The following is a 25456-nucleotide window of genomic DNA, read 5'->3' as shown; positions in this document are numbered from 1 at the left end:
GCACCGGCCCGGTGGCGTGAAACCGTGACGTCTATGCCAGCCTACTCGGGTTCGGCATGCCACAGCGCTCGCGCCCAAAAAAGGTCGCCGCAGGACATGCCATGCGTCGTCGTTTGGGCCCGCTGACGGTGCAACAAGCCACCACCCGAGCGCTGAAGGCGCCGTTGCCAGGAGCAGACATGAAAACAGCACAACGTGATGTCCTTGGCCAGACGCTGAAAAAGCGGTTCGAGAGCCACATGCACCGGCACCCCACCGTCGCCTGGGCCGATGTCCATGCACGCTTGAATGCCAACAAACTGGAGGCGCTGCAGGACATGGAGGCAACGGGCGGCGAGCCCGACATCGTCGGCAGTGCCACCGCGGACGGAACCTACCTTTTCTGCGATTGCACGGCGGAGAGCCCGAGCGGGCGCAGGAGCCTGTGCTACGACGCACAGGCCCTGCATGCCCGCAAGCTGCACAAGCCGCAGAACAGCGCCATCGAAGCGGCCGCGGCCATGGGCGTCACCCTGCTGACAGAGGCGCAGTACCGCGCACTACAGGAGGTAGAGGATTTCGACCAGAAGACTTCGAGTTGGATTTGGACCCCTGCATCAAGCCCTCCGGAGCATTTCGCCCTTCAAAAGCTCGACGAAGGCGCGCGCCGCAGGTGCAATGGCTGTGCCGGGCGGATACACGGCATAGACGCCTCCTTTGCGCAATGTCCATTCCGGGAGCAGCCGAACCAGCGTTCCACTGCGGATGTCACTCTCCAAGTGAAGCAAACTGCCAACCGAAACGCCTGCGCCATTGAGCAGCAAGGCGCGCAAGGCGACAGCGGAATCGGTGCGCAGCTTGGGCGCCATGCGCACCGTGATGTCCTTTGTCCCGTTGGTGAATGACCATGTGAGGGGCGCCGGCAGCAAGGTCAGCGCGATCCACCGGTGATGCGCCAGGTCCTCGGGAGCCTCCGGACGCGGACAGCGGGCCCGATACTCGGGTGACGCCAGGACCGCCTGCCCAAATTCCCCCAGTTTCGCAACCCGCGCGCTTGAATTGCGCAACCACCCCACACGGATGCTCACGTCGATGCCCTCGCCAACGAGGTCTTGCACCTTGTCACTGACCACAAGTTCCAAACTGACCTCGGGATGGCGGACAGCGAACTCCGCCACCACCGGCGACATGACCTGAACGGCATATTCAACAGGCGCACTGACACGCAAGCGGCCACGCAGACCCGATCCACGCGATCCGGCGTGTTGCAGCACTTGCTCAAGCCCCTGCATGAGAGGCGCGCTTTCTTCGAACAACCGTTGCCCGGCATCGGTGAGCGTAACCGTGCGCGTCGTACGGTGGAACAGGGCCGCGCCAAGCACGTTCTCCAGACGGCGAATCTGAAGACTCACCTGCGGACGCGCAATGTGCAGACGTTCGGCGGCGGCCGTGAAGCTGCGCGCATCGGCGACGGCCAGGAAAGCGCGCAACAGGTTGAGATCGCCCACGGGGGATGGCATGATTGGTTCGAATTAGATACCAGTATTGTTCTTTTTGTCCTCTTTTTCTGACGATGCGGCAAGAGGATCATTGACCCCGCACCCCGAATCCGCGGGTCAAAGAAAGGAACATTCCATGCGTATCGCACTGATCGGCGCCACTGGCTTTATCGGCTCCGCCATCCGCCAAGAGGCGCTCTCGCGCGGTCATCACGTGACCGCCATCGTGTCCAACCCCGCAAGACTCCCCGCCGCGCAGGGCCTTGAGGTTCAGGGCGCAGATGCCCTGGACTCTCAGCAATTGCGCGCGGTTCTCCGTGGGCACGACGTGGTGATCAGCGCATTCAGTGGCCATGCCAACTCCGACGTATATGGCTATTACCTCAAAGGAATGCACTCCATCATCGATGCAGCGCGTGCCACGGGCGTCCGCCTGCTGGTCGTCGGCGGGGCGGGCAGTCTGGAGGTCGAGCCCGGCGTGCAATTGCTCGACACACCGTCGTTCCCTGAACAATGGAAAGCGACGGCCGAGGGTGCCCGAGCAGCCCTGAAACTGCTGCGCGAAACACCCGATGTGGATTGGACGGTGCTGAGCCCCCCGCCCATGATCCACCCGGGAACCCGCACCGGACAGTACCGGACCGCGAACGATGCCGTAATCATGGGCGATAGCGGGCCCAGCGACATCTCGCTGGAGGACTATGCGGTCGCCATGGTGGATGAAGCAGAGTCCGCGAAACACCGCGGCCGGCGCTTCACTGTGGCGCACTGAGAACGAACCGAAAGCCCCGTGCCGGGCGTGTCCGAATTTTTGTGTAAACGGTTCGGACTTCAATTGACGGAGATGCGGTCTCCGAACTGAATGGTAAAGCGGGTCAGCGCAGCCTTCCAATCCCGGATGGGCATGGTCCACTTCTGACTGATGTTGCGCAGGGCCAGATAGAACAGTTTGGTCAGCGCTTCGTCACTGGGGAACGAGCCCCGGTTCTTGGTCAGCTTCCTCAGGCTCATGTTGACCGACTCGATGGCGTTGGTGGTGTAGATGACCTTGCGGATTTCGGGTGGGTAGTCAAAGAACGGAATCAGCCGGCTCCAGTTCCTGCGCCAGGACTGGCCGATGGGTTGGTACTCGGCATCCCAGCGGGCCTCGAATTCACCGAGCATCAGCTCGGCCTCCTCGGCGGTGGTTGCCGTGTAGATGCGTCGCAGGTCGGCGGCTACTTCTTTGCGGCGCTTCCATGAGACGTAGTTCAGGCTGTGGCGCACCATGTGAACGATGCACAGCTGCACCACCGCCTTGGGGAAGACGGCCTCGATGGCGTCAGGGAAGCCCTTGAGCCCGTCGACACAGGCAATGAAGATGTCCTGCACGCCCCGGTTGCGTAATTCGGTCATCACCTGCAGCCAGAACTTGGCACCCTCGGTCTGCGCCAGCCACAGGCCCAGCACCTCCTTGTCGCCCGTCATGGTGATGCCAATGGCCAGGTACACAGCCTTGACCCGCACAGCGCCCTCGCGCACCTTCACATGGATGCAGTCCAGATAGACGATGGGGTAGATTGCATCGAGCGGGCGGGCTTGCCAGGTCTTGACCTCATCGGCCACGGCGTCGGTCACCGAGGAAATCAGGCTGGGCGAGACCTCGGTGCCGTACATCTCCTCCAGGTGGGCCTGTATCTCGCGCACCGTCATGCCGCGGGCGTACAGCGAGATGATTTTGTCGTCGAAGCCGGCCCAGCGGGTCTGGTGCTTGGGGATGAGCTGGGGCTCGAAGCTGCCATGGCGGTCACGTGGCACCTCGATGGGCAACTCGCCGAAATCGCCCTTGAGGGTCTTCTTGCTCTTGCCATTGCGGGTGTTGCCAGTGGTGTTGGCTACCGCTTCGTTGCGTTCGTGGCCCAGGTGCTCAGTCAGCTCAGCGTCCAGGGCTCGCTCCACCAGCAGCTTGGTCAACTGCTTGAGCAGGCCGTTCTCGCCGATGAGGTCTTCGGGCTTCTTGTAGTTGGCCAGCAGGCCAGACAGCAGTTCTTCGGGTACGTCGTGTTTCTTGGTGTTCATTGTGCTTACGGACAGGCCGGCTTACGCCGGCGGTGGATTGTCCGTTTACACAAAATTCTGCACACCCTCTGCGGCGGCGAAGTACGTTGATGCCTTCTTCCAAAACATCCAATGGGCGATCGTGAGCGCCAGACTTGCGGGCGCTCGCGCAATGTGAGTCTGCGCGCGCCCGAAGCGCGAAAAGTGCCTAGAGGTCGATTTGCGGCTGCTCCAAGCCATCCAGAATTGGCTCTTAGGCAGATGCCAGGGCCGCCCGTCCTCTGAGTTTTCGCATCGACTCACCCTTGAGCTGCAGGCGATGCGCCTGGTGCACCACGCGATCGAGGACGGCGTCAGCGATTGTCGGATCAGGGAAGAAGTCGTGCCACTTCTCAGAGGGATACTGGCTGGTAATCAGCAATGAGCCTGAGCGCATTCGACGGTCGGCGACATCCAGCAGCACCTGCGCAGCCACGGGCGTCATCTCTCCAATGCCGAAGTCATCGAGGATCAGCAGGCTGGGTTTGTAGAGCGCGGCCTTCAGCTTCGGCAGTGAGGCGTCCAGCACCGACTCAGAGATCGCGCCGTACAGGTCGCTGACCCGATGAAACGCCGCCGTCATGCCAAGACGACATGCCTGTTGTCCGAAGGCACTGGCCAGCCAAGTCTTTCCAACGCCAGTAGGTCCTAGGATCATCAGGTTCTGCCTTCGCGCGATCCAGCTGCAGCTGGCTAGCGACGAAAGCAATGCCTTGTAGAGGCCGCGGCTCGCCCGCGTGTCCAGGTCCTCGAACGCTGCCGTCTCGGGCAGGCTTGCCACGCGCACCAGCCGGTTGAGCTTGCGAGACTTACGGGCGGCAGTCTCTGCCTCCAGCAGCAACCCGATCTTCGCCACGTTCCTGGGCATCACCTGGAACTACTGGCTGGTGGACGCCGTGATCGCCTTGACCGTCATCTACAAGGGCTTTGACAACAACGGCGGCTTCCAGCGGCACCTGGACATGAAGTCGCCCAACATGCTCGGGGCCGTGTTCGCGTTCGGCCTCATCCACGGGTTTGGCCTGTGCACGCGATTGCAGCAACTGCCGTTGGGAGAGGACAAGGCCGGCATGCTGGGCCGCATCCTGAGCTTTAACGTCGGCGTCGAACTGGGTCAGATCGCGGCCCTGACGGCCATGCTGGTGCTGCTGGCTGCCTGGCGGCGGCGCCCGAGCTTTGCCAAGTTCTCAGTGGCCGCGAACACGGCCCTGATGTTCATTGGCGGCTTGCTGCTCGTGATGCAGTTGCATGGCTACTGGCACGACTCCGACCCCGACGGCTTCCGCTTCCCGACCGAGGAGCACAAGCACATCCATGAGGACATGGAGATCAGCAAACCCGATCCCACCCGGGACAACATCAACTGACCCACTGAAAGGACATCCAATGAAACACCTCACCATCGCCATCGTCTCTGCCGCCGCGCTCTTGGGCGCCGCTCCTGCCTTCGCCGACAAGGGCAGCTCCTGCCACTTTCATGGCTCCAAGCCGGCCGCTGAGGAGACGGTCCTGACCTGTGCCGCCCAGCGCAAGGACTCCTTGGTGTCGTCCGGCAAGCTGGACGCGAGCTGGAAGGCGGTCAAGCACGAGAAGATCGAGCAGGTAGACGGCAAGAAGGGCAAGGAGTGGAAGGTCACCTTCAAGAACCCGCAGGTGACCGACGCGAGCAAGCAGACGCTGTACGTGTTCCTCAGCCTGCCCGGCAACGTCGTGGCGGCCAACTTCACCGGCAAGTGAGCACGCCCGGCCTGCGCGGGCCCGCGGTGGCCGGCGCGGTGCTGGCCGCGCTGGCGGCGGCGCTGTTCGGACTGAGCACGCCTCTGGTGCAGCGCGCCGGCCATGGGCTTGGGCCCTTCTGGACTGCGGCCCTGCTGTACGCCGGCGCTGCAGTTGCGGGTGCGCTGCTGCGCCAGCCAGGCTCGCAGGAGGCCCGACTGACAAGGCGCGACTTGCCTTGGCTGGCCGGGGTGGCCTTCTTCGGCGCATTGGTCGGGCCGGTGGCGCTCGCCTGGGGTCTGCAGCGCGCCAGCGGCGCAGGCGCGTCCCTGATGCTGACGATGCCCAGGCGCAGCTTCAGATGGGCCACACTGGCACCGGACATACACGCGACAGCGTTTGCAGTCTCGTCTGGTGGGGCGAAAGCCGCGTAGAAATTGAGCAGTGTCCGCTCTCTCGCAATGGAATCGACGTCACCCAGCAATGCATTCGTGCGCTGCGCGAAGACGCCAAGACTGTTGGGTAGATCATGGTGGACACCGGCACGTGCGCTGCCGAACATCAGTTGGCAGGTTTGCGCAGATGTGACATGCCCCCAAAGCTGGTGGTGACGGCTAACCAGACTGAAGAATGTCTCGTCACGCAGCCAGGACAGGAGCTGGTACTCGGGAAAGAGTTTGTCCGTTTCTGGCATCGCGGTAGGCTATGCCGAAGGAGGTCGCTCCGCAAGGTGTCTTGTCTTGCAGGATTTCGAGTCACCGCTGCAGGTTGTCTAAGGGAAGGATCGGCTCGGTTTCTGCAATGCAGCGTAAGGAGCCATTTGAGCCTGGCGGCCGAAGTACCGCAGTCGGACCGCGACCGGCCGCTGGGAGCAGTGCCCCTTCCTGAGGAACTCCAGCTTAAGAGTCTGTAGCACCAGGTGCTATAAGATACGGGTTTAGTTGACGGAACGCTGGAGGAGGTGGACAGCGATGAGCAAGATGAGGTCACCCGTCATTGAAGCCGTGCGCGACACCACCAAAGGCCTTCGGAAAGCAGGCGTGATGGATCAGGTCACACTGCGCGAAATCGACCCGCTGTGGTTGCCTCCGGTCGAGCCATTGGAGCCGGCCGAAATCAAACGCATCCGCGAAAGCGCTCATGTCAGCCAAGCGGTTTTTGCGCGCCTGCTGAACACAAGTCTCTCGACCGTTCAGAAGTGGGAGATCGGGCAGAAGAAGCCCGCGGGCACTGCGCTCAAGCTGCTGCACCTCGTTCAGAAGCGCGGCCTGGAGGTTGTCGCATGACTGCGATGCTCCTGCAACACTCGATCCGACCGCAAGTTTGCGGACCAGGCTTCGGCAATGAAATCCAGTCTGTCTGCGTGCTATCACTCGTCCGACGGCTCGCAATTAAAGGTGATACCGCATGAACGCCGATATTCTGAAAAGAGTAGTACGAGCCATTGCCGATGGTTCGCAATCCGACTTGGACCGGCTTGCCGGCAAGATCGTCGAAGCAGAACGCAAGACAGGCCACGTCAGACTGGCTGAGCAGCTGGAGGCCATCCTTAAGCAGCCCAAGACAAGACGTGCGCCGCCGTCGCCGACTCCGTCGGCTGACATTGAGCGCACGCTGAAAGAGCTGCCCATGAGCCGGCGTCACGGGGAGACGCTGGCCACGCTCATTCCGCACGACCAGTTGGAACACCACATGGTGCTGCCCGAAGCGGTAGAGCAGCGCTTCGCCCGCATCGAAGCCGAGTACGCGGCACGTGACAGGCTGCGTACCTTCGGGCTCAAGCCCCGCAAGACTGTGTTGCTATACGGGCCACCGGGCTGCGGCAAATCGCTGGGCGCTAAGCGGTTGGCTTGGAATACTGGCTTGCCACTGATGAAAGTGCGCTTCGATGTGCTGATTTCGTCTTTTTTCGGCGAGTCAGCCCAGAACCTGCGATCCATCTTCAGCAGCGCCCGCGAGAAGCCCTGCGTGCTGCTGCTCGACGAATGCGACTTTATTGCCCGGTCACGCACGGCCTCCAAAGACATCGGCGAAGTCTCTCGCATCGTCAACTCCTTGCTGCAACTGATGGAGGAATACGACGCGCCGGGCCTACTGGTCGCGACGACGAATTTGGAGTCCGCATTGGACCCGGCGCTGTTCAGACGCTTTGACGATGTCTTCGCAATCCCGCTGCCTGGAAAAGCAGAGATCGAGAAGTTGCTTAAGTTGACGCTCTCCAGCGTGCGGATGGACAAACCTATCCACTGGGATGCTCTAGTTACCAGACTCGAAGGATCGTCTGCCGCGATGGTCGTGAAGGCCGGCCAGGACGCCGCCAAAGCTGCCGTGCTGGCCGGCCACCCCTCCCTGTCGCAAGACAAGCTGCTTAAGGCCATCGACGAGCTTCAGCGGCATGACGCAGCGCAGAAAGCCTAAGCCATGCCGGGTGCGCACAACTTTGAACACCTGCCACTGCTACTGCGCTATCAAGGCAAAGCGCGCCTGCGCGGAGGCGGCGATCCGTCGCCGCAAACGCTCGCCAATAAGGGAGCGCAACGCCAAGCGCACAGCGTCGCCCTGGACACGGCGGCGCAGGCGCTCAGTCAGAACTGGCAGGCCCGCAAGGCGCAGCGACTGGCGGCAGGGCTGGTCTTGCCCGACATCCCGGCGGGCATTCCCATCCTGCTGCAGATCGACACCGGCCTCGACCTAGACGCGCTGCGCGCCAAATTCGAATTCGAGATCGTGGCGGAACAGGAAGACGGCTATGTGATTGTGGCGTCTGAGGACATTCAGCTGACGGCGTTCCGCAACATGGCCCGGGGATTTGCTGTCACCGTGCACGGCTCGGCGACCATCGCCGAGGTCCACACGCTGTTCGACGATCCCAACCAGACAGACCGGCTGGGCCGCATCCTTTCCGACCAGTTGATAGCTTCGTGGGGCTACATCGACGAAGACCAGCTCTACATCGTTGACGTTGGCATCGCCTGTGCCGGCACGCAGGAAATTCCGCCTCGTCCGGTGCGAGGCAAGCGCGCGACTGACGCCCAGTGGGCGGCCAAGGAGTATGAATGGTCTGAGCGGCGGGCCAGTGCGTACAACGAGTGGGACGACATCAAGATCGAACGCGAGACTTCCATCCAGAAGTTCACAGATTTCTACCAAGCCGAAATCCTGCACATGCGGGATAGCGCCGACTTCGACGCGGGCGTCTTGCCTGACAGCTTTACGGTTCGGCTGAAAATCTCGGGCAAGGGGCTGAAGGACTTCGTCCTGAACTATCCCTACATCTTCGAAGTCGTCGAACCGGAAGATATCGCGCTGCCCCAGCACCTGAGCCAGCAAGGCGTGCAAGCGGCAACCGCCGTCGCGCCGGTCGCACCCGCCGCTGATGCGCCCGCCGTCTGTGTCATCGACAGCGGTATCCAAGAAGCGCACGTCATGCTCCAGCCGGGTATCGATCAAGCAACCTCATATTGCTTCCTACCGGGTCAAGCAGCGACAGCCGTCGCCGATGAAGTCGCGCCAGGTGGCCACGGCACACGCGTCGCTGGCGCAGTGCTTTATGGCGAAGATATTCCGGCTGACGGCGCACCGCAGTTGCCGTTCTGGATTCAAAACGCCCGCGTGCTCGATGCCCAGAATGCGATGCCGGTCGAGTTGTTCCCGCCCGAGGCGCTGCGCAAGGCGGTCGAACGCTTCAACGACAGCCCGCGTCAGACCCGCATCTTCAATCATTCAATCAACGCGCGCAGCTACTGTCGCACGCGCTACATGTCGTCGTGGGCGGCGGAGATTGACCAGTTGTGCAATGAACGGGATGTGCTCATCGTGCAAAGCGCCGGCAACCTGCCGCTGAAAGGCACGCCGCCATTCCTGGGCATCGCCGACCATCTGACCGCCGGCCGCGACTACCCGGCTTACCTGGTGGAAAGCTCAGCCCGCATCGCTAACCCAGGTCAAAGCCTGCAGGCATTGACCGTTGGCTCAATCGTCTATGACGCGGCAGAGCAAGGGGCATGGCGCACCTTCGCTACGCAGCCTGCAGGTCCGTCTGCATTCTCGCGGACGGGCCCTGGCATCTGGAACGTCATCAAGCCTGAAGTTGTGGAGTATGGCGGCGATGCCGCTCTCTCAAACAATGAGCCGCCCGACCTACAGGCCGGTGGCGTCATCCCTGCCGCTTGCCCCTATCTCGTCCGCTCGACGCTGTATGGTCCCGGACCCGCAGCTGACCGTGACACTGCCGGCACCTCTTATGCAGTGCCGAAGGTCGCGCGCATTGCCGCCCAAATACAGCGTGTCCTGCCTGCTGAGCCGGCGCTGCTGTACCGCGCACTCGTCGTGCAATCAGCGCAGTGGCCGGCGTGGGCAGAAGACCTGCTGACACGTTTGCGCAATCCGCCGCCCGGCATGACGCCTCAAGAAAAGCAGGCTCTACTCGCCTCGGCGTCTAGTGCTTTACGCAGCTTGGGTTTCGGTATTCCGGATGCGGAACGAGCCACTACCAATACTGACCATCGAACGACACTCATTACGAGCAGGGAGATCGGTATACATGCCGGTGAGTGTCACATCTATCAAGTGCCTATTCCCGCCGAGCTGCGTCAGCAGGCCGATGAATTCGATATCCGGATTGACGTGACCATGTCCTACGTCGCCCAGCCGCGGCGCACGCGCCGCAACCTGCGCCGGTATCTTTCAACCTGGGTCGATTGGAAGGCCAGCAGGCTGGGCGAGGGGCTGCATGATTTCCGAGTGCGCGCTATGAAGGACGCGGCAAACGGCGAGGCGCCGCTGCCTGGCACCACGCTGCCTTGGGTGCTGCATGACAAGCCCCAGGATGGCCTGATCCGCGACTTCAAGCGCAACAGCGGGACGGTGCAGAAGGACTGGGCGGTCGTCCGCTCGAACAGCCTTCCCGACCACTTCTGCATCGCCGTGGTCGGCCATCAGGGTTGGAGTCATGACCCGGACTCGACGGCGCGCTATGTGCTCGCGGTGACCTTTGAAATCCTGGGCGGCGAAATCACGATCTATGAACCGCTGCGCGCAGCAATAGCCGAACTTCAGGCCCAGACCGAAGTCGAGATCGAGGGCAACGAGGTCGAAGTGGAAGTCGAAGCGACTGAGTGACCCGCGGACACAGATCCAAAATAGGAGACAGAGTTGGTTGACTTTAAGAAGCAACTGGCCGGGAAAAAAGCTGAACGCCCTACCGATCCGGTGAAGCTGTTGACACCTTAGATCGTACGCACGATAAAGGGGCCGCTGCGGCCCGATGAGGGCGCAGTGATGAAGGATTGCTTTGACAGCCCATCGCTAGCAGAAAGACGTGATCGTCAAGCTACACAAGGGGCAGGACAAGATGCTAATCGGCCTGCTGGTGCTGCACTCCCGGCGCAACAACGGCAAAGGGCCGGCCAAATAGCCGACGACAGCTATCGTTCGAAGCAGCCGCTCAGCGTCCGAGACTGAGCGTCGGCTTGCAGCCTCTTGCAGTCATCGGAGCGTTTAGGGGCTGCTCGGACCGCAAGAACTTCTGGGAAAACCGAAGAAAAAGAGCGCTCACCTTGAGCGCTCTTTTTTGTATAGCAAAAAGTCCAATCCAGACCTAGGCGACATTCGCATGTATTGGTCTTCTTCACCCGTTGAATTCGAGTTTACGACTTTACAGTTACAAATGACCGCCCCGCAAACCCGCATGAATGCTAGAGGCCTGTTTACGACTTTATTTGCGAGTTTACGACTTTAATTGCCCGGATTAACCATGCCGCCGGTGTGCTTGGCCTTACTCCACCGTGACGCTCTTGGCCAGGTTACGGGGCTTGTCCACATCCGTTCCGCGCGCGCAGGCCGTGTGGTAGGCCAGCAGTTGCAGCGGCACCACGTGCAGCAGCGGCGACAGGGCGCCGTAGTGCTCTGGCATGCGGATGACGTGCAGACCTTCGCTGCTGTCGATATGGGTATCGGCATCAGCCAACACGTAGAGCACGCCGCCACGGGCGCGCACTTCTTCCATGTTGCTCTTGAGCTTCTCCAGCAGCGCATCGTTGGGCGCCACGGTCACCACCGGCATGCTGCTGGTGACGAGAGCCAGCGGGCCGTGCTTGAGTTCACCCGCGGGGTACGCCTCGGCGTGGATGTAGCTGATCTCCTTGAGCTTGAGGGCACCCTCCAGTGCAATGGGGTAGTGCAGTCCGCGGCCCAGGAACAGGGCGTTCTCCTTCTTCGCGAAGTCCTCGGACCAGCTGATGATCTGCGGCTCCAGCGCCAGCACGGCCTGCAGTGCGGCGGGCAGGTGGCGCATGGCTTTCAGGTAGTTGCCCTCGGCCTCCTCGGTCAGGCGCCCGCGCGACTGCGCCAGCGCCAGGGTCAACAGAAACAGTCCCGCCAGCTGCGCGGTGAAGGCTTTGGTCGACGCCACGCCAATCTCCACGCCGGCGCGGGTGACGTAGGCCAGCTCGCACTCGCGCACCATGGCGCTGGTGGCCACGTTGCAGATGGTGAGCGTGTGGCGCATGCCCAGGCTCTGCGCATGGCGCAGTGCGGCCAGGGTGTCGGCGGTTTCGCCGGATTGGCTGATGGTCACCACCAGCGTGCGCGGGTTGGGCACGCTGGTGCGGTAGCGGTATTCGCTGGCCACTTCCACCTGGGTGGGAATGCCCGCGATGCCCTCCAGCCAGTACTTGGCGGTGCAGCCGCTGTAGTAGCTGGTCCCGCAGGCGAGGATGAGCACGGAGTCGATCTCCTTGAACACACGCCAGGCTGCCGCGCCCTGCTGCCCGGGCTGGCCCACGCCGTCGAACAGCTCGGGCACGATGCCCTGCAGGCCGTGCAACGTGTCGGCAATGGCGCGCGGCTGCTCGAAAATTTCCTTTTGCATGTAGTGGCGATAGGGCCCCAGCTCCACCGCACCACTGTGTGCGTGCACGGTGCGCACGGGGCGGCTGCCGGCGTCCAGCGGCTGGCCATCGGCCGTGGTGATCCAGTAACGGCCCAATTGCAGGTCCACCAGGTCGCCCTCTTCCAGGTACACGATCTGGTCGGTCACACCAGCCAGGGCCATGGCATCGCTGGCCAGGAAGTGCTCACCCTCACCGACACCCAGCACCAGGGGCGAGCCCGCGCGCGCACCCACCACGCGGTGCGGCTCGTCCTTGTGGATCACGGCGATGGCGAATGCGCCGTGCAGCCGCGCAGTCGCGGCGCGCACGGCCTGGAACAGGTCGCCGTCGTACAGGCTGTCCACCAGATGCGCGATGACTTCGGTATCGGTCTGGCTGGAGAACACGTAGCCGCGCGCCTGCAACTCGGCGCGCAACTCCTCGTGGTTCTCGATGATGCCGTTGTGCACCAGCGCGACGCGGCCGGGGCGCTCTGCCTGCGCCGGCGCGGCACCGGGTCCGTGGCTGAAGTGGGGATGGGCGTTGTGCACGGCGGGGGCGCCGTGCGTGGCCCAGCGGGTGTGGGCGATGCCAGTGGCGCCTTGGAGGTGTTCATGGTTCACCTGCGCCAGCAATTCGGCCACGCGGGCAGTGCTGCGCGCACGGTGCAGGCCACCCGCGGGCATTTCGCCCAGGCTCGCCTCGTGCACGGCGACGCCGCAGGAGTCATAGCCGCGGTACTCCAGCCGCTGCAGGCCCTGCACCAGGATGGGAACGATATTGCGGGTGGATACCGCGCCGACGATGCCGCACATAAATACTGCTCCGATGAAAGAATGGGCGAGATGCTAGGCGGCCTCTCAAGAAATTTTCGATCTGATTTTCATTACATATGAACAAAAATTTCTTCCGCCATAATCTAAGAAATATTTCTTCATAAAACACACTTTAATGGAATCTGATTCCTCGCTGGATGCCGTGGATTTGCAATTGCTGGACCTGCTGCAGCGCGACGCCTCCCTCAGCAACCAAGCTATGGCAGAACAAGTGCATGTCTCCCCACCCACCTGCCTGCGCCGCGTGCGGCGGCTGCACACCCTGGGCCTGATCGAGCGGCAGGTGGCGCTGTTGCAGCCCGACCGCCTGGCCGCGCTGCAGGGCCACGGGCTGGCTGCGATCGTCGAGGTTGCACTGGACCGCCAGGGTGCCGAGCACCTGGACGCGTTCGAGGCCCGCGCCGTCGCCGAAGACGAGGTCCAGCAATGCTGGCGCGTCTCGCCGGGGCCGGACTTCGTGCTCATCGTGCACACGCGCGACATGCCGGGCTACCTGGCCCTGTCGCAGCGGCTGTTCACGCAGGACGCCAATGTGCGCAACGTGAAGGCGTTCTTCTCGGTCCACCGTGCAAAGTTTGAAACAAAAGTACCTCTAGCGCTTATCTAGCAAGCGCCAACAGCTATTGAATTTATAGCTATCCTGCACGACCTCTTGACCTTCCGGGACATCGACTCCACTCTGTGAACCTCAAGGCCGCGCCCACTGCGGGCCGGCCATGCATGGAGGGACGCATGGAGTTCAAGGACTACTACCAGATCCTCGGCGTGGCACGCGACGCCACTGCCGCCGACATCAAGAAGGCCTACCGCAAGCTCGCGCGCCGGTACCACCCCGACGTGAGCAAGGAGGCCGATGCCGCGGCCCGCATGGCCGAGGTGAATGAGGCCAATACCGTGTTGTCGGACCCGGAGAAGCGCGCCGCCTACGACGCGCTGGGCCGCGAGGCACCGCACCGCGCGGGGCAGGACTTCCGCCCGCCGCCGAACTGGGACGCAGGGTTCGAGTTCACCGGCACGCCCGGCGCCGAGGGCATGGACGCGGCGCAGTTCAGCGACTTTTTCGAGCAGCTCTTCGGCCGCGCCGCCCACGCCCAGCGCAGCCGGCACGCGGGCCCGTCAGCCCATGATGGGAGCGACAGAACCTCACCACAGCGCGGGCGCGACCACCACGCCAGCATCGAGCTGGACCTGCGCGATGCGTACCTGGGCGCCGAGCGCACGCTGACGCTGCGCGGTGCGCGGCTGGACGACAGCGGCCACCTGGTCAATGAAGAACGCCAGCTGCAGGTGAACATCCCCAAGGGGGTGCGCGAGGGCCAGCTCATCCGCCTGGGCGGCCAGGGCGGCCCGGGCTTGGGCGGCGCGCCCGCGGGCGACCTGTTCCTGGAGGTGCATTTCAAGCCCGACGCACGCTGGCGCGCCGAAGGCCGCGACGTGTACCAGTCCGTTATCCTCGCGCCCTGGGAGGCCGAACTGGGCGGCCCCGTCGAGGTGCAGACACCCGGCGGCGCCACCGTGGAAGTGACCGTGCCGCCGCGCTGGAAACCCGGCCGCAAGCTGCGCCTGAAGGAGCGCGGCATTCCCGCCGCCACGCCCGGCGACCTGTACCTGGAACTGCACGTGGCCCTGCCCCCCGCCACCAACGAGGCCCAGCAGCAGGCCTACCGCGCGTTCGCGCAGGCCTTCCCGCAATTCCAGCCCCGCAAGCCCTCTACGCAAGGAGCCTGAGCATGCCCACGCCCCCATTTGTTGATCATGCCCTGGCCGAGCTGCTGGACGAGCAGCCCCGCCTCACGCTGGAAGACCTGGCACGCACCTGCTGCATGGGCCCCGACTGGGTCGTGGAGCGCCTGGAGGCCGGCTTGCTGCAAGGCGAGCAGGCAGGCGGGCACTGGCGATTCAGCAGCGCAAGTGTGGTGCGCGCGCGGCGGCTGGCACGCCTGGAATCCACTTTTGACGCCGACCCCGAGCTGGCCGCACTGACGGCAGACCTGATCGAGGAAGTGACCGCGCTGCGCCAGCGCCTGCGCGAGCTGCAGACGCGCCTGGGCCTGCCTGCGGCGATGCCTTGAGCGCGGCGGCGGGAAGTGCGGCAAGCGCAGGCCGCTACCGCGCCGCAGCCGGCCACTCCAGCGCCACCGTGCAGCCCGCACCGGGCGCCGCGGTGGCCTGGATGCGGGCGCCATGGCGCTGCGCGATCGCCTGGCACAGCGCGAGACCCGCGCCCACGCCCTCGAATTCGGCTTCGCGGTGCATGCGCTGGAACACGCCAAAGAGCTGCTGCGCGCGCGTGCCATCAAAGCCCACGCCGTTGTCCCGCACGGTGATGCGCACACCGCCCTGCGCCGCAGGTTCGGCCTGCACCTGCACATGGGGCTGCGCCACGCCGCGCGAGAACTTCACCGCATTGCCCAGCAGTTGCACCAGCAACTGGGCCAACTGCTCGGCATCGGCCTGCACGACGGGCAGATCCGGCGCAATGTTCCATGCCGCGCCTTCGGCCGCCGCACCCAAAGCCTGCCGAGCGTCCTGCACAGCCACGGTCAGCGCAACGGCCCGGGGCCGCAGCGCAGCGCTGCGCGCGCGGGCGATGGCCTGCAGCCCGTCGATCATCTGCGCCATGCGGCGCGCGGACTGCTCCATCGTGGCCAGGAAACCCAGCGCCTCGTCCACCTGCGGCGGCTGCTCCTGCAGTACCTCGCGCACCAGCGCGCCATAAGAGGTGACGTGGCGCAGCGGCGCGCGCAGGTCGTGCGACACACCCCGTAGAAAGTCCTCCTGCGCCGCCACCATATCGCTGATCTGCTGGCGCGCCTGGGCCAGTTCGCTGCGCAGCTGCGCCAGCGTGTCCGCCGGTGGAATGCCCTCGCCGGTCATGGCCTCAACCCTTGGCCTGTTTGGCGGGGCGCTTCCAGTTCGCGATGCTCACCTGCCGGCCACGCGCCACGCTCAACACACCCGGTGGCGTGTCCTTGGTGATGGTGGAGCCGCCACCCACCGTGCCACCCGCCCCAATGGTGACGGGCGCCACCAGCACGCAGTTGCTGCCGATGTGCACGTCGGCCTCAATCACCGTGCGGTGCTTGTTGGCACCGTCGTAATTGGCGGTGATGCTGCCGGCGCCGTAGTTCACGCGCTCGCCCACGCTGGCGTCGCCCAGGTAGGCCAGGTGGTTGGCCTTGGCGCCGTCGGCCAGCGTGCTGTTCTTCACCTCGACGAAGTTGCCAATGTGCACCTCACGCCCCAGTTGCGCGCCGGGGCGCAGGCGCGCGAAGGGACCAATCAGTGCGCCTTCGCCCACATGGGCGCCGGCCTTCTCGCCATCGATGTGGGTAAAGGGGTGGACCACAGCGCCCGCGGCGATGGTGGCGTTGCTGATGTGGCAATAGGCGCCGATGCGCGCGCCCTCGCCCAGTTCCACGCGGCCGGTGAAGATGCAGCCCACGTCGATCTCCACATCCTGCGCACAGAGGATTTCGCCGCGCGCGCCGCTGCGCGCATCGTCGCGCAGGTCAAAGCGCGCGGGGTCGGCCAGGCGAACGCCCTGCTCCATGAGTGCCGCGGCCTGGGCGCGCTGGTGCGCGCGCTCCAGCTCGGCCAGTTGCGCGGGGCTGTTCACGCCCGCCACCTGCAGCGCATCGCCAATGCAGTGGGCCGCCACGGGCACGCCGTCCGCCACAGCCATGGACACGATGTCGGTCAGGTAGTACTCGCCCTGCGCGTTGTCGTTGGTCAGACGCGCCAGCCAGCCCGCCAGGCGCTGCGCGGGCACGGCCATGATGCCGCTGTAGACCTCGTCGATGGCGCGCTCGGCATCGTTTGCATCCTTGTGCTCCACGATGCGCTGCACCGTTCCGCCCTCGCCGCGCACGATGCGGCCGTACCCTGTGGGATCGGGCAGGCGCACGGTGAGCAGCGCAAGGCGCTCGCCCGCCCCGGCCTCGACCAGCGCGCGCAGCGTCGCGGCCTGGGTCAACGGCACGTCGCCCGACAGCACCACCACCGTGCCATCGCCCGCCAGCGCGGGCGTGGCCTGCTGCACCGCGTGGCCCGTGCCCAACTGCGGCTCCTGGCGCACGAATTTCAAGTCAAAAGTGCCTCCAACGCCCGCCAATCCTGCGCAAGCAGCTTCTACTTCTGTAGCGCCATGGCCCGTTACCACCACCACGCGGCGCGCCTGCAGGCTGGCGGCCTGGCCCAGCACATGGTGCAGCAGGGGCCGGCCGGCCAGGCGCTGCAGGACCTTGGGAATGCGGCTTTTCATGCGCGTGCCCTTGCCCGCGGCCATGATGATGATGTCCAGTGCTGTCATGAAGGTGTGGAGAGTGGAAGGTCGTCGTGTCCTGCCAGCCCAGGCCGGCAGCCCTCCGCCATTATCCCGCCGCCCATGCGCTGCCCCTCTGCGGCGCGGCTGCACCACCGCCTCTGATTGCTCCTAAAAAAAATAGCTGCTAGCGCCCGTCATTCGGGCGCTAGCAGCCAGTTTGATGCGATGGCCAGACGGTCAGGCGCGGCAGACATCGCCCCGGGGGGCGGCGTGCTGCGGTGACGGTGCGCGCACCGCGGCGGCGCTGCGCCACTGGAACTGCAGCGGCTCGCGGCCCATCGGCTCGACCACGGCGTGCTGGCCGGAGGCCACGCACACGCTCTGGCCCGCGTGCAGCATGAGGTCCCCCGAATCCTCGCGCCAGCCATGGGGGCCGTCGCTCAAAGTCACCCAGGCCAGTCCGCTGACCACGCGCAGTTGCATCGGCGCGCGGGGGTGCAGGCTGCGCGCCGCGCCCTGGGGAATGGTGCACAGTTCCGGTCCGGCAACGCCGGCGGGAACGCTGGAGGCTTGCGAATGCAGAACTTGCGAGGTGGTCACGGTCATCTCCTGGTAAACCCTTTGAAGTGACGTCAGTGTGCGACTGCGACCCGGGCACCGTCCAATGAAAACGGAGGGCCTCATCGATTACGGAACGGCATCAATCACGGTATCACCCCATGCCCCGGGGGACGGCAACCGCCAGCGGTGCTCCCGCTGCCTGAGCAGCCTGCTGCGCGATCGATGAAAAAGCGCTAGCATTTTGATTCCCAATGGTCATCAATCTGCCATGAACTCCCCCCTCTTGCCCGCCAGCGCTCCTCCCATCGCGCATCTGCGCACCCGGCCCGTGGCCGTAGGCCATTGGCGCGCATTTCTGGCCGTGGCGCGGCATTTGAACTTCCGCGCCGCGGCCGAGGAACTGGCCCTGACCCAGTCGGCGGTGAGCCGCCAGATCCAGGCGCTGGAGGACGAAGTGGGCGTGCCCCTGTTTCTGCGCCACACACGCGCCGTGGAGCTCACCAGCGCCGGCGGCCAGCTGCAGCGCGCCGTGGCGCCCGCGCTGGAGCGCATGGACGCGGCCGTGCGCCTGGTGCGCCAGACGGCGGGGCGCAAGAGCGTTGCCATCACCACCTGGGCCAGCTTTGCGTCCATGTGGCTGATCCCGCGCATGGAGGAATTCCAGCGCGACAACCCTGACATCGACATCCGCATCGACGCAACCGACACCATCGTGGACCTGGAGACGGCCGACGTGGACCTGGCCCTGCGCTCCAGCGTGCCCGGCACGCAGGCCGCGGGCGCGCAGCGGCTGTTTGGCGAGCAACTGGCGGTGGTGGCCAGCCCCTGGCTCCTCAACAGCATGCCGCCCATCCGCACGCCGGCCGACGTGGCGCAGTTCACGCTCATCGAGGCAGGCGACGCGCACCGCATGCCCTATTTCGAGTGGATCACCTGGCGGCGCTGGTTCGAACTGCACGGCCTGGGGCGGCTGCAGCCCAAGCGCTGGCTGTACTTCAACTACGCGCAGCAGATCGTGCAGGCCGCGCTGGCCGGACAGGGCCTGGCGCTGGCGCGCATGCCGCTGATCGCGGAAAGCCTCGCCTCGGGCGACCTGCAGGAGGTGCTGCCGGGCCACCGGCTGGACTCTCCGCTGGTGTACTGGCTGGTCGTCGGCCCGCGCAGCGGCCAGCGCCCCGAAATCCAGGCGTTCAGCGCCTGGCTGCTGCTGCAGGCCGAAGCCACGCGCCAAGCCGTCGGCGAAGTGCCGGACACGGACCTGATCGAAGACATCTCCTGAGCGCGGCACGGTTGCTCCTCTATTTATAGCACCTAGCGCGCGATGGGCGGGCGCGTTTGGCTTTTTTTGCCCAGGAATGCGTGGCAAACCGCTCACGCAGCCGGGCGCTTCGTCTGACGAAGATCAAGGCCCATGCAAATCCATGCGAATGGCATGGTCTTCCCCTATGGGTTGTCACGCAAAGGTCTGCGACCGTCGGCAGGCTATGCCCCGCCCCCGACAACACCAATGGACAGAAGAGAAGACCCTGTATGCCTTTCATGCCCTGGACCGCGGAACTGGAACTTGGCCTGCCCGAAATCGACGACCAGCACCGTCAACTGGTCGCGCTGACCAACGCCCTGCACGATGAACTGAGCGCGGCGAGCCCGCGCCGCAGCGCCGTGGGCGAAATTTTGGAAGGCCGGGTGGACTACGCGCACAACCACTTCATCGTGGAGGAGGTGCTGTTCCAGCAGCACGACTACGCCGAGACTCCTGTCCATAAGGCCGAGCATGACGGCTTCACGCGCAAGGCCATGGATCTGCTGACGCGCTTCGACGGCGGGCAGGAGGTCTCGCTGGAGGCGCTGGAATTCCTCAAGCAATGGCTGGTGCACCACATCTGCAAGGTGCACCGCGCCTACCTGCCGTTCATGCGCGAGGCGCTGCAGGCGCAACGCACCGCCGCCCTGGCCTGAAAGGGCATGGAAAAAAGCCACTGCGCGGAGTGGCTTGGCAAAGCGGTAAGCGGTCGCGCCCCGCCGGGCGTCAGGCCAGGGTGACGCGCGCGAACTTGCGCTTGCCGACCTGCACCACGTAGCTGCCCGCTTCCAGCTTCAGGCCCTTGTCGCTGACCACGCCGCCGTCCACGCGCACGCCGCCGCCGTCGATGAGGCGGTTGGCCTCGCTGGTCGAGGGCGCAAGGTTGGCCTGCTTGAGCAGCGCACCGATGCCCAGGGGCGCGCCCGCCAGGCGGACTTCGGGAATGTCGTCGGGGATGCCGCCCTTGCTGCGGTTGATGAAATCCTGCTCGGCCGCGTCGGCCAGTGCGGCGCTGTGAAAGCGCGCGGTGATCTCCTTGGCCAGCATCACCTTGGCATCCTTGGGATTGCGGCCTGCCGCCACCTCGGCCTTGAGCGCGGCGATTTCGCCCAGGCTCTTGAACGACAGCAGCGTGTACCAGTCCCACATCAGGGTGTCCGAGATGGAGAGCACCTTGGCGAACATGGAGTTGGCGTCCTCCGTGATGCCGATGTAGTTGTTCTTGGACTTGGACATCTTGTCCACGCCATCCAGCCCCACCAGCAGCGGCATGGTGAGCACACACTGCGGCTCCTGCCCCCATTCTTGCTGCAGATGGCGTCCCATGAGCAGGTTGAACTTCTGATCAGTGCCGCCCAGTTCCAGGTCGCTCCTGAGCGCTACCGAGTCATAGCCCTGCAGTAGCGGGTAGAGGAACTCGTGCAGGCTGATGGAGCTGCCGTCGGTGAAGCGCTGGTGGAAATCGTTGCGCTCCATCATGCGTGCCACGGTGTACTTGGCCGACAGCTGAATCATGCCGCGCGCACCCAACTGGTCGCACCACTCGCTGTTGTAGCGGATCTCGGTGCGTGCAGGGTCCAGCACCTTGGCCGCCTGGGTGTAGTAGGTTTCGGCGTTGGCCTTGATCTGCTCGGCCGTCAGGGGCGGGCGCGTGCTGTTGCGGCCCGACGGGTCGCCGATCAGCGTGGTGAAGTCGCCGATCAGGAAGATGACCTGGTGGCCCAGGTCCTGCAATTGGCGCATCTTGTTGAGCACCACCGTATGGCCCAGGTGGATGTCCGGCGCCGTGGGGTCCAGCCCGAGCTTGATGCGCAGCGGCTGGCCCGTGGCCTCCGAACGCGCCAGTTTCTGGGTCCATTCTTCTTGGGGCAGAAGCTCGTCGACCCCGCGCAGGGAGACTTCAAGCGCCCGTCCTACACCATCGGTCACCGGGAATGTTGTAACAGCAGATTGATTCATAAGGGTTTTTTGGGGTGCCGCCAGGGCCCCAACGACTATACTTCCGGGCACTTTCCAGCCGTGGATTCTAGTGGGCCACCCGTACGCCCGGCGTTCGCTCCCTTCCACAGCACTACGACATTGACAGTGCCTCCCGCCCTTTAAGACCCCTGGCCCGGGGCCTGGAAGCACACAGACGCCTGGGGTAAGACTCTTGAACAACGGCTTGACGACCGCCTGCCTGGTATTGCTCAACCAACTGAAGCAGTCCGTTCAGAAACATCCAAAACGCATCACCGCCGCCGTGGCCACCCTGCTGCTCACCGGCGGCGGCGGCGCCTTCGCAGTGGCTTCGTTCGCTCCCGACCCGGCCGACCTGCCCGTGCGCACCGTCACCCAGGCTGTGCAGTCGCTGGCGGCAGACGAACCACTGTCGTCGCTGGTGGACATCCCGCAGTACGCGCTGTACCGCTCCGACGTCACCCGCAGCGCCGATACCGCCGAGAGCATCCTGCAGCGCCTGGGCGTGGCAGACCCCGCGGCTTCGGCCTTCCTGCGCAGTGACGCCAACGTGCGGCAGAACCTGCTGGGACGCACCGGCCGCTCGATGTCCGCCGAGACGACCGACGACCACCGCCTCACCCGCCTGACGGCGCGCTGGGCCCCCGACGACAGCGGGAGCTTCAAGCGCCTGGTGGTCGAGCGCCAGCAGGACGGCAGCTTCGCCTCGCGCATCGAGACGGCGCCGCTGACGGTGGGCAGCCGCCTGGCGGGCGGCATCATCCGCAGCTCGCTGTTTGCAGCAACGGATGCCGCCAACATTCCCGACGCCGTCGCCGTGCAGCTGGCAGAGGTGTTCTCCGGTGACATCGACTTCCGGCGCGCCTTGCGCAAGGAAGACCGCTTCTCGGTGGTGTATGAAACCCTAGAGGCAGATGGCGAGCCCCTGCGCAGCGGCCGCGTGCTGAGCGCCGAGTTCCACAATGGCGACAAGACCCACAGCGCCGTCTGGTTCCAGGAGCCGGGAGCCACCAAGGGCTCGTACTACACGCTGGACGGCGAGAGCATGCGCCGCGCCTACCTGTCGTCGCCGGTCGAGTTCTCCCGCGTCTCCAGCGGCTTTGCGATGCGGTTCCACCCCATCCACAAGACCTGGCGCGCGCACCTGGGTACCGATTTCGCGGCACCGACCGGTACTTCCGTACGCACGGTAGGCGACGGCGTGGTGGATTTCGCCGGCGTGCAGAACGGCTACGGCAACGTGGTGTACATCAAGCACCGCAACCAGCACGTCACCGTCTACGCGCACCTGAGCCGCATCGACGTGCGCAAGGGCGAAAGCGTGGAGCAGGGCCAGAAGATTGGCGCCGTGGGCTCCACCGGCTGGGCCACGGGCCCGCACCTGCACTTCGAATTCCGCGTCGCGGGCGAGCACAAGGACCCGATGGTTATTGCGCGCCAGAGCGAGGCAGCCCAGCCGGTCTCGGCCGCCGCACGTCCGGCATTCGACCGCCTGGCCGGCAACATGCGCGTGCAGCTGTCCTCCGCCGCACAGATCCTGCAAGCCAGCGCCGAGTAACGCCCTTCGCCCATGGATACGCCGCCACGGTGGTTCATCGGGCTGATGTCGGGCACGTCGCTGGACGGCGTGGATGGTGTGCTCGCGCATTTTTCAGGCCAAAAATGCGCTGTAGCCCAGCATGCATCAGCGCCACTAGCTCCTAATTTAAGAGCAGAACTCCTCGCTCTCAACAGCACCGGCCACGACGAATTGCACCGCGCGGCGCTCGCCGCGAATGCGCTGGCGCGTACCTATGCGAAGGTAGTCCACCGTCTGCTGGACCAAGCGGGCCTCACGGCGGCCGCGGTGCAGGCCCTGGGCGCGCATGGGCAGACGGTGCGCCACCGGCCGCAGGCGTTCGATGGCACGGGCTACACGCTGCAACTCAACCAGCCCGCCTTGCTGGCCGAAATCACCGGCATTACCGTCGTGGCCGACTTCCGCAGCCGGGACGTGGCGGCGGGCGGCCAGGGCGCGCCGCTGGTGCCCGCCTTCCACCGCGGCGTGTTCGGCCAAGCCGGACGCACCGTGGCGGTGCTGAACCTGGGGGGCATTTCCAACCTGAGCATCCTGCGGGCCGACGGGACCACCGTGGGGTTTGACTGCGGCCCGGCCAACGCCCTTATGGATCACTGGTGCGAGCGGCATACGGGGCAGCCCTACGACCACGAAGGCGCCTGGGCACGCAGCGGCCATGTCCTGCCCGCCCTGCTGGAGGTGATGCTGGACGAGCCATTCCTCGCCCTTGCGCCCCCAAAGAGCACAGGGCGTGACCTGTTCCATCCGCAATGGCTGGCCACACGCCTTGCCGCCAGCGCCGAGGGCGCCGCGCCCCAGGATGTCCAGGCCACCCTTGCCGAGTACACGGCCCTTACGTGCGTCCAGGAGTTGTCACGGCACGCACGGGACTGCGGGCTGTTGATCGTCTGCGGCGGCGGGGCACTGAACCGCTATCTGATGGAGCGCCTGCAGCAATTGGCGCCGACGGTTCGCGTCGAAAGCTCCGATCACCACGGGCTGCCTCCCCTGCAGGTCGAAGCGGCTGCCTTCGCGTGGCTGGCGCATCAATGCATCAGCGGCCAGACAGCCAACTTGCCCGCGGTCACGGGCGCCCGCGGGGAGCGCATCCTCGGCGCCATCCACCCCGCCTGAGCAACCTGCCACGCAGCCATAAAAAAGCCGCCCGTAGGCGGCGGATTCTCATGGGCTGTGCGTCAGTGGTCTTCCACGGAGAAGCTGGAGCCGCAGCCGCATGTCGAGGCGGCATTCGGGTTCTTGATGACGAACTGCGCACCCTGCAGGTCTTCCTTGTAGTCGATCTCTGCACCCACCAGGTATTGGTAGCTCATGGCATCGATGAGCAGTGACACACCGTTCTTGGTCATGGTGGTGTCGTCTTCGTTCGTGATTTCATCAAATGTGAAACCATACTGGAAGCCCGAGCATCCCCCGCCCTGCACGAAGACCCGCAGCTTGAGGTCAGGATTGCCTTCTTCGGCAATCAACTCGGCCACCTTGGCGGCGGCGCTGTCGGTGAAAAGGATGGGGGCGGGCATCTCGGTCGTGGTGTTCTCGGCAACGGCGCTCATGAAGGGCTCCTTGGGTCAGTCTTTGTTTCGATGGTAAGGCATAGCCCCCCAGCGCTCCGTTCACTGTGCGTTTGACGCCAGTTTCAGTGTGGGCTTTTCTTCCAGCAGCAGCGGCGCGGCCGGGCAGAGCTGCCCGGCAATCACCGCGCCCTGGTGCATTTCAAGGGCCTTGTAATGCACGTTACCTGTGATCCGCGCCTTGGGCTGAACCTCCAGCAGCTCCGTGGCATATATACGGGCCCCTCCACCGTTCCGTTGACGATGACATGGGCGGCATGCACCGCACCTTCCACCTTTGCTGATTCGGACACCACCACAATGCTGGGTTCAGCCGAAGACCGCAGGTCGCCGATCACTTCGCCATCCACCCGCAATCCGTCCGCGAACAGTACATCGCCCTGCACGCGCGTTCCTTGCGCAATCAGGCTCTTGATCGGGGGTGGCTTCTTGCGCGAAAACATGTGGTACTCCCTCGGGTGTATTGGTGATTGCCATGCGGGTCCGCAGCCGGGCCCTATGGCTCTAGTGAAAAAGTCTGGGCGGCGCGCAACGAGGTTCCATCCATCAGGCGCGCGGTCACGGTTTTTAACATGGCGCCCGGCGGCAGGGCCGCCACGCCCTGAACCCGTCGGTACTGCCGGAACTGAAGCGGCTGGATGACCGCTGGAGACGTGGAGGACCACTCCGCCCCGTTCAGCGTGCCCGCCAGCAGCAGTTCCAGCCGACCCTTGAATTCCGGCGCATTGCGCATGGGCTGCATGGCCAGCACCTGCCAGCGCAACTGCCCACCTCCTTCCAAGGTCTCGGCATGCAGCCCACGGATGGTCAGGTTGCCAGGCTTGCCGGTGGGGGTCAGCTTCTCGAAGAAGCCCAGGTCCTCCCGCAGGCTACGGTTGTCGGCTTCGAGTTGCCGCAGTTGCTCCAGCAGGCGATCCATGGCCGCCTGCTCGGCTATGCGCAGGCTGCCCGCGGCTTCCTGCTTTTCGTGCTGGAGACGGTTGTGCTCGCGCAACTGCGACACCTCTGCACGAAGGCGCTGCAATTCCTCCCGGCCGCCCGCGTCCAGCCCGGCGATCCGTTTGCCCAGGTCGAAGGCCCACAGCGTCATGGCCGCGCACAGGCCCAGGACGATGGCCACGGCCGCCCAGCGCAGCGGCCATGGAAGCGCGCTGCGCACGGTGACGCGCGGAGCGGAGATCGTGAGGCGGCGGCGCAGCAGTCGGTAACGCATGGGCAGTGCACGTTTCTTTCAGTGGGAT

At 64.8% G+C, this 25456-nt stretch carries 23 protein-coding genes and 3 pseudogenes; 15 read left to right on the top strand and 11 right to left on the bottom strand.

The window, feature by feature from the left end:
* Positions 1-56: 56 nt before the first annotated feature.
* Positions 57-584 (top strand): annotated as a pseudogene (locus tag PCQ86_RS04065) (DUF4256 domain-containing protein); the annotation flags it as partial.
* A 12-nt stretch (positions 585-596) separates the two neighbouring features.
* Here the strand turns inward: PCQ86_RS04065 and PCQ86_RS04060 are convergent.
* Positions 597-1499 carry a LysR family transcriptional regulator gene (locus PCQ86_RS04060; protein ID WP_011804096.1) on the bottom strand — a complete coding sequence of 301 codons (903 nt, stop codon included), beginning with the start codon at positions 1497-1499 and terminating at the stop codon, positions 597-599.
* Between the two features lie 115 nt (positions 1500-1614).
* Here PCQ86_RS04060 and PCQ86_RS04055 point away from each other — a divergent pair, with 115 nt between their 5' ends.
* The gene (locus tag PCQ86_RS04055) at positions 1615-2250 is read left to right on the top strand and encodes an NAD(P)-dependent oxidoreductase (RefSeq protein WP_270174928.1); all 636 of its coding nucleotides are present in this window, start codon (positions 1615-1617) and stop codon (positions 2248-2250) included.
* A gap of 59 nt (positions 2251-2309) precedes the next feature.
* Here the strand turns inward: PCQ86_RS04055 and PCQ86_RS04050 are convergent, their stop codons facing one another.
* A complete protein-coding gene (locus PCQ86_RS04050) occupies positions 2310-3536 on the bottom strand; it encodes an IS256 family transposase (RefSeq protein WP_270174927.1) in 1227 nt (408 codons plus the stop codon).
* Positions 3537-3768: 232 nt separating this feature from the next.
* Complete coding sequence (istB, locus tag PCQ86_RS04045; protein WP_270174926.1) at positions 3769-4422, bottom strand: IS21-like element helper ATPase IstB; 654 nt, start codon at positions 4420-4422, stop codon at positions 3769-3771.
* Between istB and PCQ86_RS04040 the strand changes: the two genes are divergently transcribed.
* The 6 genes and pseudogenes from PCQ86_RS04040 to PCQ86_RS04015 all read left to right on the top strand — a co-directional run bounded on the left by PCQ86_RS04040 (position 4355) and on the right by PCQ86_RS04015 (position 10391).
* Positions 4355-4921, top strand: coding sequence for a HupE/UreJ family protein (locus PCQ86_RS04040; RefSeq protein ID WP_270174925.1), 567 nt, complete (start codon positions 4355-4357; stop codon positions 4919-4921). The two genes, istB and PCQ86_RS04040, sit on opposite strands and share 68 nt — an antisense overlap.
* A gap of 19 nt (positions 4922-4940) precedes the next feature.
* Entirely contained in the window at positions 4941-5291 is a 351-nt protein-coding gene (locus PCQ86_RS04035; RefSeq protein WP_270174924.1) for a DUF6488 family protein, read from the top strand.
* Positions 5288-5614: pseudogene (locus PCQ86_RS04030) on the top strand (EamA family transporter); the annotation flags it as partial. The gene PCQ86_RS04035 and the pseudogene PCQ86_RS04030, both read left to right, overlap by 4 nt.
* A gap of 627 nt (positions 5615-6241) precedes the next feature.
* Positions 6242-6556, top strand: a complete 315-nt coding sequence (locus tag PCQ86_RS04025; RefSeq protein ID WP_103738606.1) for a helix-turn-helix domain-containing protein — start codon at positions 6242-6244, stop codon at positions 6554-6556.
* 121 nt (positions 6557-6677) lie between these two features.
* Complete coding sequence (locus PCQ86_RS04020) at positions 6678-7688, top strand: AAA family ATPase (protein ID WP_103738607.1); 1011 nt, start codon at positions 6678-6680, stop codon at positions 7686-7688.
* A gap of 3 nt (positions 7689-7691) precedes the next feature.
* Positions 7692-10391 (top strand): S8 family peptidase, encoded by a 2700-nt coding sequence (locus tag PCQ86_RS04015; RefSeq protein WP_210434033.1) that lies wholly within the window; start codon positions 7692-7694, stop codon positions 10389-10391.
* A gap of 655 nt (positions 10392-11046) precedes the next feature.
* Here PCQ86_RS04015 and glmS read toward each other — a convergent pair.
* Positions 11047-12957: a glutamine--fructose-6-phosphate transaminase (isomerizing) gene (gene glmS, locus PCQ86_RS04010; RefSeq protein WP_012655631.1), complete on the bottom strand. Its 1911-nt coding sequence runs from the start codon at positions 12955-12957 to the stop codon at positions 11047-11049.
* Between the two features lie 136 nt (positions 12958-13093).
* Here glmS and PCQ86_RS04005 point away from each other — a divergent pair, with 136 nt between their 5' ends.
* The 3 genes from PCQ86_RS04005 to PCQ86_RS03995 all read left to right on the top strand — a co-directional run bounded on the left by PCQ86_RS04005 (position 13094) and on the right by PCQ86_RS03995 (position 15050).
* The gene (locus PCQ86_RS04005; RefSeq protein WP_196996000.1) at positions 13094-13585 is read left to right on the top strand and encodes an Lrp/AsnC family transcriptional regulator; all 492 of its coding nucleotides are present in this window, start codon (positions 13094-13096) and stop codon (positions 13583-13585) included.
* A gap of 125 nt (positions 13586-13710) precedes the next feature.
* Positions 13711-14706, top strand: coding sequence for a DnaJ C-terminal domain-containing protein (locus PCQ86_RS04000; RefSeq protein ID WP_270174923.1), 996 nt, complete (start codon positions 13711-13713; stop codon positions 14704-14706).
* Between the two features lie 2 nt (positions 14707-14708).
* The gene (locus PCQ86_RS03995; RefSeq protein ID WP_011804091.1) at positions 14709-15050 is read left to right on the top strand and encodes a chaperone modulator CbpM; all 342 of its coding nucleotides are present in this window, start codon (positions 14709-14711) and stop codon (positions 15048-15050) included.
* Between the two features lie 34 nt (positions 15051-15084).
* On the opposite strand, the gene PCQ86_RS03990 is transcribed toward PCQ86_RS03995, so the two are convergent.
* The 3 genes from PCQ86_RS03990 to PCQ86_RS03980 form a co-directional block, all read right to left on the bottom strand.
* Positions 15085-15855 (bottom strand): sensor histidine kinase, encoded by a 771-nt coding sequence (locus PCQ86_RS03990; RefSeq protein ID WP_270174922.1) that lies wholly within the window; start codon positions 15853-15855, stop codon positions 15085-15087.
* 4 nt (positions 15856-15859) lie between these two features.
* Positions 15860-17290: a bifunctional UDP-N-acetylglucosamine diphosphorylase/glucosamine-1-phosphate N-acetyltransferase GlmU gene (gene glmU / locus PCQ86_RS03985; RefSeq protein ID WP_270174921.1), complete on the bottom strand. Its 1431-nt coding sequence runs from the start codon at positions 17288-17290 to the stop codon at positions 15860-15862.
* Positions 17291-17482: 192 nt separating this feature from the next.
* Complete coding sequence (locus tag PCQ86_RS03980; protein WP_238526565.1) at positions 17483-17851, bottom strand: DUF2917 domain-containing protein; 369 nt, start codon at positions 17849-17851, stop codon at positions 17483-17485.
* A 223-nt stretch (positions 17852-18074) separates the two neighbouring features.
* On the opposite strand from PCQ86_RS03980, the gene PCQ86_RS03975 reads away from it, so the two are divergent.
* The gene (locus tag PCQ86_RS03975; RefSeq protein ID WP_270174920.1) at positions 18075-19085 is read left to right on the top strand and encodes a LysR substrate-binding domain-containing protein; all 1011 of its coding nucleotides are present in this window, start codon (positions 18075-18077) and stop codon (positions 19083-19085) included.
* 251 nt (positions 19086-19336) lie between these two features.
* On the top strand, positions 19337-19765 hold the full coding sequence (locus tag PCQ86_RS03970) for a bacteriohemerythrin (protein WP_270174919.1): 429 nt from the start codon (positions 19337-19339) through the stop codon (positions 19763-19765).
* 70 nt (positions 19766-19835) lie between these two features.
* Here the strand turns inward: PCQ86_RS03970 and tyrS are convergent, their stop codons facing one another.
* Positions 19836-21068 (bottom strand): tyrosine--tRNA ligase, encoded by a 1233-nt coding sequence (gene tyrS / locus PCQ86_RS03965; protein WP_135149672.1) that lies wholly within the window; start codon positions 21066-21068, stop codon positions 19836-19838.
* A 193-nt stretch (positions 21069-21261) separates the two neighbouring features.
* Here tyrS and PCQ86_RS03960 point away from each other — a divergent pair, with 193 nt between their 5' ends.
* Positions 21262-22626 carry a M23 family metallopeptidase gene (locus PCQ86_RS03960; protein ID WP_011804084.1) on the top strand — a complete coding sequence of 455 codons (1365 nt, stop codon included), beginning with the start codon at positions 21262-21264 and terminating at the stop codon, positions 22624-22626.
* A gap of 12 nt (positions 22627-22638) precedes the next feature.
* Positions 22639-23760, top strand: coding sequence for an anhydro-N-acetylmuramic acid kinase (locus PCQ86_RS03955; RefSeq protein WP_270174918.1), 1122 nt, complete (start codon positions 22639-22641; stop codon positions 23758-23760).
* Positions 23761-23822: 62 nt separating this feature from the next.
* Here PCQ86_RS03955 and erpA read toward each other — a convergent pair whose 3' ends face one another.
* From erpA to PCQ86_RS03940, 3 genes and pseudogenes are all read right to left on the bottom strand, one after another.
* Positions 23823-24197 carry an iron-sulfur cluster insertion protein ErpA gene (gene erpA / locus PCQ86_RS03950; RefSeq protein WP_011804082.1) on the bottom strand — a complete coding sequence of 125 codons (375 nt, stop codon included), beginning with the start codon at positions 24195-24197 and terminating at the stop codon, positions 23823-23825.
* Positions 24198-24257: 60 nt separating this feature from the next.
* Positions 24258-24658, bottom strand: a pseudogene (locus PCQ86_RS03945) (bactofilin family protein).
* Between the two features lie 53 nt (positions 24659-24711).
* Positions 24712-25428 carry a DUF6776 family protein gene (locus tag PCQ86_RS03940; protein WP_270174917.1) on the bottom strand — a complete coding sequence of 239 codons (717 nt, stop codon included), beginning with the start codon at positions 25426-25428 and terminating at the stop codon, positions 24712-24714.
* Between the last annotated feature and the right edge of the window lie 28 nt (positions 25429-25456).

Origin of the sequence: Diaphorobacter sp. ED-3, assembly GCF_027625375.1 — a bacterium.
GTDB lineage: Bacteria > Pseudomonadota > Gammaproteobacteria > Burkholderiales > Burkholderiaceae_C > Diaphorobacter > Diaphorobacter nitroreducens.
Note: the sequence above shows the minus strand (reverse complement) of the source record. Positions and strands in the feature narration are given on the sequence as shown.